8 protein-coding genes are annotated in these 12,602 nt (G+C 51.6%); 7 read left to right on the forward strand and 1 reads right to left on the reverse strand.

Going from position 1 to position 12,602, the window contains the following annotated elements:
- Positions 1-139: 139 nt before the first annotated feature.
- From XYCOK13_RS13035 to argS, 3 genes are all read left to right on the forward strand, one after another.
- On the forward strand, positions 140-3,868 hold the full coding sequence (locus tag XYCOK13_RS13035; RefSeq protein ID WP_213412602.1) for a carbohydrate-binding domain-containing protein: 3,729 nt from the start codon (positions 140-142) through the stop codon (positions 3,866-3,868).
- Positions 3,869-4,162: 294 nt separating this feature from the next.
- Positions 4,163-4,582 carry a YwiB family protein gene (locus XYCOK13_RS13040; protein ID WP_213412603.1) on the forward strand — a complete coding sequence of 140 codons (420 nt, stop codon included), beginning with the start codon at positions 4,163-4,165 and terminating at the stop codon, positions 4,580-4,582.
- Positions 4,579-6,255 carry an arginine--tRNA ligase gene (argS, locus tag XYCOK13_RS13045; protein WP_213412604.1) on the forward strand — a complete coding sequence of 559 codons (1,677 nt, stop codon included), beginning with the start codon at positions 4,579-4,581 and terminating at the stop codon, positions 6,253-6,255. The genes XYCOK13_RS13040 and argS overlap by 4 nt, the downstream gene beginning before the upstream one ends.
- Here the strand turns inward: argS and XYCOK13_RS13050 are convergent.
- Entirely contained in the window at positions 6,143-7,516 is a 1,374-nt protein-coding gene (locus XYCOK13_RS13050; RefSeq protein ID WP_213412605.1) for a S8 family peptidase, read from the reverse strand. The two genes, argS and XYCOK13_RS13050, sit on opposite strands and share 113 nt — an antisense overlap.
- Before the next feature lie 433 nt (positions 7,517-7,949).
- Between XYCOK13_RS13050 and rpoE the strand changes: the two genes are divergently transcribed.
- The 4 genes from rpoE (at position 7,950) to fba (ending at position 12,422) form a co-directional block, all read left to right on the forward strand.
- Positions 7,950-8,498 carry a DNA-directed RNA polymerase subunit delta gene (rpoE, locus tag XYCOK13_RS13055; RefSeq protein ID WP_213412606.1) on the forward strand — a complete coding sequence of 183 codons (549 nt, stop codon included), beginning with the start codon at positions 7,950-7,952 and terminating at the stop codon, positions 8,496-8,498.
- 341 nt (positions 8,499-8,839) lie between these two features.
- Positions 8,840-10,438 carry a CTP synthase gene (gene pyrG / locus XYCOK13_RS13060; protein ID WP_213412607.1) on the forward strand — a complete coding sequence of 533 codons (1,599 nt, stop codon included), beginning with the start codon at positions 8,840-8,842 and terminating at the stop codon, positions 10,436-10,438.
- A gap of 119 nt (positions 10,439-10,557) precedes the next feature.
- Positions 10,558-10,938, forward strand: coding sequence for a response regulator (locus XYCOK13_RS13065; protein ID WP_280520898.1), 381 nt, complete (start codon positions 10,558-10,560; stop codon positions 10,936-10,938).
- Between the two features lie 629 nt (positions 10,939-11,567).
- Complete coding sequence (gene fba / locus XYCOK13_RS13070) at positions 11,568-12,422, forward strand: class II fructose-1,6-bisphosphate aldolase (RefSeq protein WP_213412609.1); 855 nt, start codon at positions 11,568-11,570, stop codon at positions 12,420-12,422.
- Positions 12,423-12,602: the final 180 nt, after the last annotated feature.

Here is a 12,602-nt window from a genome sequence, read left to right on the forward strand (position 1 = left end):
CCGCCCCCTCCTACTCGATTAATTATTAAAGGAGAAGGGGGCGAAACATCGCTTGTAAACACGCGTTCACAATAATGCAGAACGTGCAGGAATATCTGGTATTATTTTCATCTTTTATTATGATTAGGGAGGTTTCAGCGTGAACAAAAACACATTACGGAAGATGCTGACGATGTTGATGGTGCTGTCCATGGTTGCGACGATGTTCGCAGGTGTGGCAGTCGCAGCGACAGAGGAGTCTTCTTACGATCCGGTCGAATCTGAAGCAGAGCGTCCGGCGCTGCTGGGTAATGACAGTGTAAAGAAGCCATCAGAAGCAGGTAAACTGCAAGTTATCGAGATCGATGGTCAAATGACATTGGCTGACGAAGCAGGGAATAAAATTCAGCTCCGGGGAATGAGCACACACGGGCTACAATGGTTCCCGGAAATCGTGAATGACAATGCCTTCGCAGCATTGGCCAACGATTGGGAATCGAATGTAATTCGGTTGGCCATGTACGTCGGGGAGGGCGGATACGCAACCAAACCTTCCGTAAAGGACCTTGTCATTGACGGAATCGAATTCGCTTTCGCGCATGATATGTACGTCATCGTGGATTGGCATGTGCATGCCCCAGGAGATCCGAATGAACCGGTTTACGCGGGGGCATATGATTTCTTCGAGGAACTAGCCGATACTTATAAGGATCACCCGAAGTTTCATTATATTATCTGGGAATTGGCCAACGAGCCAAGCTCGAACAATAATGGGGGCAAAGGGTTGACGAATGACGAAGCAGGTTGGCAAGCAGTCAAGAGCTATGCAGAGCCGATCGTGGACATGCTTCGCGAAAAAGGAGACAACATCATCATTGTAGGGAGTCCGAACTGGAGCCAGCGTCCAGATTTGGCTGCAGATAATCCTATCGCTTCCCATAATATCGTGTACACGGTCCATTTCTATTCCGGTACACATGGCGCTTCCGACGAGAGTTATCCGCCAGGAACGCCAAGCTCGGAAAGAGGGAATGTCATGAGCAATGCCAGATACGCATTGGAGAAGGGCGTTGCTGTCTTTGTTTCTGAGTGGGGTACCAGCGAAGCAAGCGGAGACAATGGTCCGTATTTGGCTGAAGCTGACGTATGGCTGGAATTTTTGAATGAAAACAACATCAGCTGGGTTAACTGGTCTCTTACGAATAAGAACGAGACATCGGGCGCTTTTGTTCCATTTGAACTGGGCAAATCTCAAGCAACCGATTTGGATCCAGGCGAGGACCAAGTATGGGTGATCGAAGAGTTAAGCGCTTCTGGCGAGTATATGCGCGCTAGAATTAAAGGGATTCCGTACCGTCCAATTGACCGCAATGCGTTTAGTGAAGTGATTTGGGATTTTAACGATGGGACAACGCAAGGTTTCGGAGTAAATAGTGATAGTCCTGTGAAAGATCTCACGATAGAGAATGAGAACGACATGCTCAAAATCTCCGGAATGAGCGCCAGCAATGCTATGGGCGACGGCGATTTTTGGAGCAATGTGCGTATCTCCTCAGATGGATATAACCCAGAAGCCAATATTCTCGGGGCGAAGGAAATATCCATTGATGTGACCGTAGAAGAGCCTACAGCTGTGGGGATAGCAGCCATCCCGCAAAATCAAGGCAGCTGGGTCAATCCGGTCAAGCAGTCTAAGATCGCTGCCGATGACTTTGTAGAACAAGACGATGGTACTTATAAAGCAGTTCTGACTATTACCGCCGAGGATTCCCCGGCCATTCAAGCCATAGGGGAGAACATCGATGGACATATCTTAAATAACCTTATTCTATTTGTTGCTGCAGAGGATGTCGATGTTATTTATTTGGATAATATAACTTTCTCTGGAAGCAAGATTGAACTGCCTGTTGTGCATGCTGAGCTTGGCGAAGCAAAGCTTCCCTCGGATTTCGAGGATGGCACTAGACAGAACTGGGTCTGGCATGGCGAATCAGGCGTGAAGAACGCTTTGACCATTGAAGAGGCCAATGGTTCGAAGGCGTTGTCTTGGGAATTTGCATATCCTGAAGTTAAGCCTGGCGATGGCTGGGCATCGGCTTCTCGCCTAGACTTCTGGAAGCAAGACATGATTCGCAGCTATTATGACTATGTGGTGTTCGATCTATATCTTAAGCCAGAGCGTGCTACAGAAGGCTCTATGTCCATAAATCTTGTTTTCCAACCACCGAGTGCTGGGTATTGGGCGCAGGCTACCGATACGTTTACCATTAATTTTGCTGAGTTGGAACGGGCTACAGTTACAGAAGATGGACTCTATCATTATTTAGTCAAACTTGATCTGCATTCAATTGGCAATATTACGGACGATATGGAGCTCCGCAATATGTTATTAATTTTCGCGGATGGTCAGAGTGATTTCGCAGGTAGATTATATCTGGACAATATAAGGTTTGAAGCCGCAACACAAGAAGAAGAGAATACTATGCAAGATACGGCGCGACTGCAAATCGGCTTCTCAGGCAACGACACGTATACTTCCGTGACAAGAGATGTCTATCTGCCGACAAAAGGCCAATATGGCAGTACCATTACATGGGCTTCCAGCAATGAGAACATCATTTCTACGAGCGGAGTTGTGACTCGGCCTTCTGTAACCACAGATGTGTACTTGACGGCTACTGTGACGCAGGACGTGTACGCAGCGACCAAGCGCTTTGACCTTACTGTTCTTCGGGCTTCCCGAGGCGGCGGAGGTTCTGGAGGCGGACCTATCGGCGGAGGCGGATCCGTAGACGAGGACGCTGTCGTTATCACGAACCCGAATGCGGTGAACGGCGTCATTGCCGTTACAATCGCCCAAGGCAAGAAGAAAGTTCTGCTGCCGGCCAATGCGGCTGCGATCAATCGCGGCAACAAGCTGAAGATCGACGGTGAGGACTTCACGATTCAGATTCCGGGCAGCGTTCTGGAACAATTGAAAGCATTGCTCAATGATGAGGAACTGGCAAATGCGCAAATCGCCTTTGAATTCGATGAAGTTGCAGAGGAAGATCAAACGCAGCTTCTGGAGAGAGCAAAAGGCAAGAATAAAGCAGGTTTGAAGGCGGCCAGCACCGTATACAGCTTCACCCTGTCCATTGTTAAGGGAGACGGGGTGATTGCGCTGGCCGATTTCGAAGAACCGCTAAGCTTGACACTGCGAGTAAAAAGCGGGCATGTTGAAGATTTGCTGGGCATGTACTTCCTGGCAAATGACGGTACGCTGGAATATGCCGGCGGAGCTTTGGCCAATAACGAGATGACAGCGGAGATCGCTCATTTCAGCACGTATGCAGTATTGGAATATGACAAGATCTTTGACGATGTCAGCGCGGACTATTGGGCTGCCGATGTCATCAAGCGCATGGCTGCGAAGCACATTGTAGCGGGTATTAGCGTAGACGAGTTTGCGCCTAGGCAAAATGTGACCCGTGCAGAGTTCGCGGCATTGATCGTGCGGGCGCTTGGCCTTGAGGCACGTGGACAGGCGCCATTTGCCGATGTGGATGCGAGCCGGTGGTATGCGGAAGCTGTGGCGGCTGCTTATGAAGCGGGTATTGTGTCTGGTCGCAGTGCGACAGAATTTGCGCCGCATGCAACCATTACTCGCCAAGAGATGGCGTTGATGATTGTGAAGGCGTATGAGCATAAGACGGGTGAAACGCTGAGAGCCTCGACAGCATCCAGCTTCGAGGACAGTGCATCCATCAGCGAATGGGCGAGAGCAGCGGTTGGCGGCGCGGCTGAGCTGGGTCTGCTGCAAGGTCGCGGCAACAACCAGTTCGTTCCGCAAGGCGTGGCCAATCGTGCCGAAAGCGTGCAAGTCATTGCCGAGTTGCTGAAAAAGTAGTCGTAGCAAAGCTAAAAGCAAGCATTTTTCACGCAAGCAAGCCCTTCCTTTGCGCAAGCCGCGAAGAGGGCTTGCTTTTCTCTTTTATCCGGTCGGGTTGAATGGTCCAAGCGCCGCCACTTGTACTCTTGCTGCTAGTATTGCTTTGCAAAGGGAATTATTATAACATAGTGCCGTAATTCCATTTTCGAACCAGCACCTATATAATAGTAGATAATTTTCATTGGATGGATAATTTCTGCGTTCGGTAGGCGAGTCTACTGCTAGCAGCTTTGAGGAAAGAGGCGATGTCCAATGCCGGGGCAGCAGGTTGAAATATGCATAGAAAGCAGCCATCAAGGAGAGACCATGGTGCAAACCGCTCGGGCAGAAATGTTTCGCAAGCCGGACGCCGCATATTACCGTTATCGCGAACCGGATGTCGCTTCTATGGGGAGTACGATCACTACAGTGAAGGTGCGCCCGAATGAAATCCGCATTATTCGACACGGTGACGTGACAGCGGAACAAACCTTTTCTCAGAATGGCAAGCACAGCGGTTTCTATCATACCCCGCATACCCGGCTGTCATTGATGACTCAGACAACGGGCTGGGAGGTAGCTTTGGATGATCACGGATACGGACAGGCTTCCTGGTCGTATATCCTTTGGGTCGGCGATGAACGGGCAGGCGATTTCAAGCTCAGGCTTACGATACGGGAGGAACAAGGATGAATAATGTCATGGAGCAAGTGAAGCAGACGTTGAAAGAGGAAATAGCGAGGGCCATTACCGCCTCCGGCCTTGCAGGTGATGCGGATGTGCCGGAGATCGTGCTGGAAACCCCGAAGGAGAAGGAGCATGGGGACTTCGCCACGAATGCAGCGATGCAGCTCACGCGAATAGCCAGGCAGAACCCGCGTGCCATTGCAGAAGCGATTGTGAAGCACCTGGATACAGGCAAAGCTTACGTCTCGAGAGTGGATATTGCCGGTCCGGGGTTTATCAATTTTCACATGAACAATCATTATCTGCATCGGATCGTGCCGCAAATATTGGAGGCGGGTGACGATTACGGGCGAATCGACCTCGGCGGCGGCGAACGGATCCAAGTGGAATTTGTCAGCGCCAATCCTACCGGCAGCCTGCACCTGGGCCATGCACGGGGAGCAGCGGTAGGCGACGCCTTGTGCAATCTGCTAGACTTTGCAGGATATCGTGTCTCGCGCGAGTACTACATCAATGATGCCGGCAATCAGGTTGCCAATTTGTCAGCCTCGATTGAGGCACGCTACCTGCAGGCGCTCGGCCGGGAAGCGGCTATGCCGGAGGATGGCTATCACGGCGAAGACATTGTCCAATTTGCCAAGGAACTGGCTGAGGAGAAGGGTGACAGCCTGCTCGAACTGCCGGAGGAGGAGCGGCGGGCATTCTTCCGAAGCTACGGGTTGGAGCGGGAACTGGACAAGATCAAGCGCGACCTGAAGCGGTTCCGCGTTTCGTTCGACCAGTGGTTCAGTGAGACCTCGCTGTATGAAGCAGGCAAGACGGAGCAAGTGCTGGAGGAACTGAAGCAGAAGAAGCAAACCTTCGAGCACGAAGGAGCGCTGTGGCTGCGCACGACGGACTATGGCGATGACAAGGATCGAGTGCTGATTAAGAACGACGGCAGCTACACGTATTTGACGCCGGATATCGCCTATCACAGGGATAAATTCGAACGGGGCTTCGACAGGCTGATCAATATATGGGGTGCCGACCACCACGGTTATGTTCCGCGCATGAAAGCGGCCATGGAAGCGCTCGGCTACGATCCCGACCGGCTGACCGTGCTGATCGCCCAGATGGTCAGCTTGTACCAAAACGGCGAAAAGGTCAAAATGTCCAAGCGGACCGGGAAGGCCGTGACGATGGAAGATCTCATGGATGAGGTAGGCGTGGATGCTGTCCGCTATTTCTTCACCATGCGGGGGATCGACTCCCACTTGGATTTTGATATGGATTTGGCCGTCTCACAGTCGAATGACAATCCAGTATACTATGTGCAATATGCGCATGCGCGGATTTGCAGCATCTTCCGCCAGGCGGAGGAGCAAGGCATCAAGCGGGAGCCGGGGCAGGCTGCAGACGTCAGCGCGCTCAAGCTGGAATCCGAATTCGCCCTGCTCAAAAAACTGGCCGAGCTCGAAGAAGAAGTGCGGGTAGCTGCGGAGCAGTATGCGCCCCATCGGCTAATCCGATACGTGTATGAATTGGCTTCACAGTTCCATAGCTATTATAAGGCGGAACGGGTCATTACCGAGGACGAGACTTTGACACGCGCGCGATTCGCGTTGTTAGAGGCCTTGCAGATTGTACTGCGAAACGTCCTGCGTCTCGTCGGTGTTTCCGCTCCAGAACGGATGTAATGCCCATCCTTGCAGATACGGCAGCTTTGCTGCCGGTCAGGCCTGTCTTCGGACGGGCCTGCTTGCGTTCACGCAGCCTGGAGCGCCGTTTCGACCGCTGTGCGGATTTGCCAAGATGTGCTAGAAGAGACAGGTAGGCAGCCGGACCATCAATCTCTCCATCGCCTGTTCTTCCTTCTGAGCGGCTTCTGACCGCTCTGGCGGTTTGGCGAAGCAGGCGGCGAATAGTCGTTGGGCGGACGCCCTTGCGCTTGCAGGCCATCAACAGGGCAATGAGACCTGTTACATGGGAAGTCGCCATAGAGGTGCCGCTCAGTGTCTCATAGCGTCCCTTGGGCCAAGTGGAGACGATGCGATCACCCGGAGCATAGATATCAATGCGCTCGCCCCGATTGCTGAATGCCGCGATGTACCGGCCTTTTTCTGTAGCGCCCACCGCGATTGTATCCTTGTACTGGGCAGGATAGTCAATGATGCCGGTTTTTCCGTCATTGCCGGATGAGGCACATACGATGATGCCGGACCGTACGGCTTGCTTGACGGCCTCGCGCAAGGTCGGACTGGAATCGGTCATGCCAAAGCTCATATTGATAATATCCATCTCGTTGTGGACACACCATTCAATGCCTTTGACAATATCCGATAAATAGGCAGAGCCGTGTCGATCGAACGACTTCACCGCATACAGGCTGGCTGCGGGGGCAACGCCTGTCATCCCGTGGCTGCCGCCGCATGCCGCAATTGTGCCCGCGATATGCGTGCCGTGTCCGTTGTCGTCGGCGGGCGGCGCATACGGATGCAGCACGTTGACACCGCCGACTACCCGTCCTTTCAAATCGGGGTGGCTGGCATCGGTGCCAGTATCGATAACGCCAATGCGGATGCCCTCGCCTTTTGTCGTTTTCCATAGCTTGTGGGCGCCGATCTGACGTACGCCCCAAGGTATGCGCGGAGGCACTGTTTTGGTTTCTTTGTGCGATTCTTGGAAAGGGGAATACGCATGCAGCGAGAGCCTCCAGTCAGGTTCGAACAACAGTCTTGGACCATGCAGTCCGGAAGTTGTGCGTAAGGAACAGCGCAGCGTGCAGATGAAAGGGAAGGCCTCAATAGCGCGAAACCTCGGCCATCTGGCTTTCAACTGTTTCAGTCTGGCCATGCACTGCTCGAAATCCTTGCGTTTGCGGAAGCGGATCAGCTGGGTGTGCCTGCTGCCGGAGTCCATCTGCCGATGCAGCCGTTTCAGCCATGTGTCGGTATTCATGAAAAGCCCAACCTCCCGGACAGTGTTGATTTCCTATTGTATGTCGTCAGCGGGAAGATGGTTAGCTTGCGCATCGGAATGGGCGTGGAATAGGCGACGTAACGGGTGTCAAATGCGCTTGGTGGACATAGGATGAAGGGAGGACCATTCGGGTCTTTTATGTGCAGGTAAAGCAAGGCCCCGTTTCTTCCGGCAGACGGGGCGGATACAGTCGAAGGCGAGGGGATGCATAGGTCTCTTCGCTTTTTCCTGTACATAGGCAAAAATGGTACGGCAGACATCCTGCAGGGCGTTCAGATGAGCTTGTTCCAGCGCAACTTAAGGGGAATGCAGAGGACATAGCCGGCTTTGGTTGCATTTTCCGCGAAAATAAGGTTAACTATATGATGATAACGGCTTGTTGACGTAAGAATGCCGAAAGGAAGTGCGTAGGATGAGCAATGCACAATCGCTTAAGATTACTCCGGAACGAGCAAGAGAAATGCCCATGGTTGATCTGGCTTTTCTTATTCTGAAAGCGGCGAACACCCCTTATTACTATCGCGACCTGATGCAGGAAGTGGCCAAGATTAAAGGGATTGCCGAAGATGAGATGATGGACTTGATCGCCCAGCTGTACACGGAAATCAACATCGATGGACGATTTGCGTGTGTCGGCAGCAACCTGTGGGGATTGAAGCGTTGGTATCCGCTTGATAAAGCGGAGGATGCATTGGGCAATGCAACCCGTCCGAGAATCATCAACGATGACGATGACGACGAGGACGAAGACCTATACACCGATGAAGACACCGATGACGACAGCGATTTCGAGGAAGTTGACGGTGACGATTACGATAGCGACACGGATGAAGATCTGGACGACGAGGTTGACGACGAAGTCGACGAGGATCTCGAAGACGAGGATCTGGACGAGGATCTGGATGAGGAATCCGACGAAGATTTCGACAGCGACGAGTCGGATGAGGATGACTTTAACTAAAGCGTGACAAGAGGGGGATGTTCGCTTGACATCCCCTTTTTCACAGAGTAAACTATTGCATGGGCTAATCGTTTACAATATATTTAATCGTTCGATTAAAGTGCCTCGATGATATCGGGAGTGCTTTATTTTTTTAATGGCCGGGGTTTTCAGGAAGAATACCGGTATTATAGACGAGTCCCGCAGATAACGCCGATGAAGTCCCCTCAGGACAACATCTCGTCTTTGGTGAAGCGGGTGAAGCAGGTCCCGCGAATGGAATTTCGCAGCGGATAGGAGTGCCGCTGGGTTTCGCGGGTTCTTTTTTGGGCTCATACTGAACAATCAGGAGGTTCAATAAGGTGGCGAAGTACATTTTCGTAACAGGCGGCGTGGTTTCTTCCCTGGGCAAAGGAATCACCGCAGCGTCGCTCGGCAGGCTGTTGAAAAATCGTGGATTGAAGGTAACCATCCAAAAGTTCGATCCTTATATCAACGTAGACCCAGGGACTATGAGCCCTTATCAGCACGGTGAAGTGTTTGTGACCGATGATGGCGCGGAGACGGATCTTGACCTGGGCCATTATGAACGCTTCATTGACATCAACCTGTCCAAAAACAGCAATGTGACAACGGGCAAGGTTTATTCGTCCGTTATTACGAAGGAACGTCGGGGGGAATATTTGGGCGGGACGGTCCAAGTTATTCCGCATATTACGAATGAAATCAAGGATCGGGTATTCCGCGCGGCGCGGGAATCGCAGTCGGATGTCGTCATTACAGAAATCGGCGGCACCGTCGGGGACATTGAAAGCTTGCCGTTCCTCGAAGCGATTCGGCAGATCAAGAGTGACATCGGACGCGAGAATGTCATGTATATTCACGTTACCCTGATCCCGTATTTGAAGGCTGCGGGAGAGGTGAAGACGAAGCCGACCCAGCACAGCGTGAAGGAGCTGCGGAGCATTGGGATCCAGCCGCAGGTAATTGTGACCCGGACGGAGCATCCGCTGACCGATGAAATGAAGCGCAAGCTGGCGCTGTTCTGCGACATCGACGCGAATGCGGTTGTCGAGGCGCGAGATGCCGATAACCTGTATGAAGTGCCGCTGAATATGCGGGATGAAGGCCTGGATGAAATTGTCGTCAATTACTTGAAGCTTCCGGCTAAGCCGCTCGATATGACTGAGTGGGAGCAAATGGTTAACCATATCAAAAATCTCAAGCATCGTACGGAGATTGCCATTGTCGGGAAGTACGTTTCGTTGCATGACGCTTATTTGAGCATTGTCGAAGCTTTGGGACATGCAGGGATTGCTGCGGACACGGAAGTGAACATTCGCTGGGTGAACGCGGAGGAAGTGAATGACGAGAATGTGAATGAGCTTCTTGGCGGTGTGGACGGTGTCTTGGTTCCCGGCGGCTTCGGCGATCGCGGCATCGAGGGCAAGGTGGCGGCGATTCGCTACGCCCGCGAGAACCGTGTGCCATTCTTCGGCATTTGCTTGGGAATGCAGGTGGCAGTCGTGGAATACGCCCGCCATGTGGTCAAACTGGCAGGAGCGAACAGCTCTGAGATCAACCCGGCCACGGCATATCCCGTCATCGACCTGCTTCCGGAGCAGAAGGATATCGAAGACCTTGGCGGCACCATGCGCCTGGGCTTATACCCTTGCAAGCTGGCTGAGAATTCTCTGGCGATGGCCTGCTATCAGGACGAGCTGGTGTATGAGCGTCACAGGCACCGCTACGAGTTCAACAACGAGTACCGCGAAATGATTGAAGAAGCTGGCATGAAAATCTCCGGCACCTCGCCGGACGGCAGATTAGTGGAGATCGTGGAGATACCGGACCACCCTTGGTTCTTGGCCGTACAGTTTCATCCGGAATTTACGTCCCGCCCGAACCGGCCGCAGCCGCTTTTCCGTGAGTTTGTCAAAGCTTCCATGCAGCGGAAGTAATACATTTTTTTCTTCTATCGTGCAGGATATCCTTTATTCGCAGCGAATGTGTACTAGAACAACTTTGGTTTACCAACGTTTCACTTGCATTTCTAGTACGTATGGCGGAGGTAATTCAGTTGGATAAGAAGAAAGTGCTAATCGTAGATGATCAGAACGGAATTCGGGTGTTGCTGGTTGAGGTATTCAGCAGTGAAGGGTATGAGACCTTTCAAGCTTCCAACGGCAAATTGGCACTTGAAATTGTCAAGAAAGAGAAGCCTGACTTGGTCTTGCTGGATATGAAGATTCCAGGCATGGATGGTTTGGAGATCTTGAAGCATATCAAATCGATTGACAGCGATGCAAAGGTGATCATGATGACCGCATACGGCGAGCTGGACATGATCAACGAAGCCACTGCGCTGGGCGCGCTCATGCACTTTACCAAGCCATTTGATATCGATGAGCTGCGCATGGCGGTCAACGAGCAGCTGGCTGAACCTCAAATCAGAGCGTAAAGGAAATGATCCTTATTCTAAGGGTCATTTTTTTTGATCCGAAGGATGCATGGTTCTAGGTCATCCTAGCAGGCAGAAGGGCATGCGCATCTTGTTCACAATCGGCCCAGTGACGGTATATGCGGAGATTCAGACACGCGTCGAGGCGCGTCGTAACGAGAGTAAGGAGCTTTCAAGGTACGCGGCAACCAGTATAATGAACCTTGCAGATATATAGCGGGAAAAAAGGGATGTATATGCGAATGAAGCAGCGTGGTTCTAGGGATAACGGAATTTTACGGCCTTACTTTTGATACTGAACCCACATTCTCCAGGCATAGCATAGTTATTAGACCACTTAGTTCCGCAATCCAAATATCGATGTTGGAGAAACAGTATAATAAGCCCATTAATTTCCGTTAACCAATGGATTTTTCGCCGGTGCGCCTAATCTGAATCTAGGGATTGCGAGCTCACTGTATCGAGCTGGGATGTTCCTTGAGGTGTAGCCTTGCGCAAGCCCTGCTTTCAAAAACTTGATTTTCAAGCTTGTCTTACCAAATGTTAAGGGATTGTGTTATAATGAAATAGTATGATTTTCGGCTGGCAAGAATAACAGAGATAACCACTTTCTGAGGAGGAAGAAAACCATGCCACTTGTGTCAATGAACGAATTTTTGCCGAAAGCAAAAGAAAAGAAGTTTGCCGTAGGCCAATTTAACATGAACAACCTGGAATTCGCCCAGGCGATCATGGAAGCAGCTATGGAATTGAAGTCACCTTTTATTTACGGTGTCAGCGAAGGCGCCTTGAAATATATGGGGATGGAATACACCGTAGCTATGGCGGAAGCAGCTGCGAAGAAATCCGGTCTGCCGATCGCGCTCCATCTTGACCACGGAAGCAGCTTTGAAGTAGCAATGGCTTGTATTCGCGCAGGCTTCTCGTCCGTAATGTTCGACGGTTCGCACCATCCATACGAAGAAAACATCGCGATGACCAAAGAAATTGTCAAGGCAGCTCATGCGATGGGTGTATCGGTAGAAGGCGAGCTTGGCACGATTGGTGGCGTGGAGGACGATATCAGCGTTGATGAAGCAGACGCGGCATTGGCGAAGCCTGACGAGGCGATTCGCTTCTGGGAAGAAACTGGCGTTGACGCTTTGGCGATTGCTGTAGGTACTGCTCACGGCATGTACGCCGGTGAGCCAAGTATTCGCTTTGACATCATTGAAGAAGTCACGAGCAAGATTCCTGTTCCCGTCGTACTGCATGGCGGTTCCGGTGTGCCTGACGACATGATCCGTCGCGCGATTGCAGCAGGGGTTGGCAAGATCAATGTCAACACGGAGAACCAAGTAGCCTGCACGGAAACTATCCGTGAAGTTCTGAACAAGGATGCGAAGGTATACGATCCTCGCAAATACTTAGGGCCTGCCAAGAAAGCAATGGTAGAGGTTGTCAAATCTAAGATTGTATTGTTTGGCAGCAACAATCAAGCTTGATGGCTTGATTAAGTGAGGGGGGAAGCCGCTTCTGCCGTCGGTGTGCAGGAGGGCTTTCCCTTTATAGCATAATAGAATTGACTGCGTTGATTCTGTTATATGCCGGGCCCTGTGAAAGTATTTGAGGTGGCTTCGGAGCAACGCTTCACTTTCGGGTTCAGTTCAATCGGGCCCCGCGAA

The sequence above is a fragment of the Xylanibacillus composti genome (assembly GCF_018403685.1).
GTDB lineage: Bacteria > Bacillota > Bacilli > Paenibacillales > K13 > Xylanibacillus > Xylanibacillus composti.

What these genes read in the sequence shown, in the direction of transcription:
- fba (WP_213412609.1), top strand. Translation starts at nt 11,568, where the DNA reads ATGCCACTTGTGTCAATGAACGAATTTTTGCCGAAAGCAAAAGAAAAG.
- argS (WP_213412604.1), top strand. Translation starts at nt 4,579, where the DNA reads ATGAATAATGTCATGGAGCAAGTGAAGCAGACGTTGAAAGAGGAAATA.
- XYCOK13_RS13040 (WP_213412603.1), top strand. Translation starts at nt 4,163, where the DNA reads ATGCCGGGGCAGCAGGTTGAAATATGCATAGAAAGCAGCCATCAAGGA.
- rpoE (WP_213412606.1), top strand. Translation starts at nt 7,950, where the DNA reads ATGAGCAATGCACAATCGCTTAAGATTACTCCGGAACGAGCAAGAGAA.
- XYCOK13_RS13050 (WP_213412605.1), bottom strand. Translation starts at nt 7,516, where the DNA reads ATGAATACCGACACATGGCTGAAACGGCTGCATCGGCAGATGGACTCC.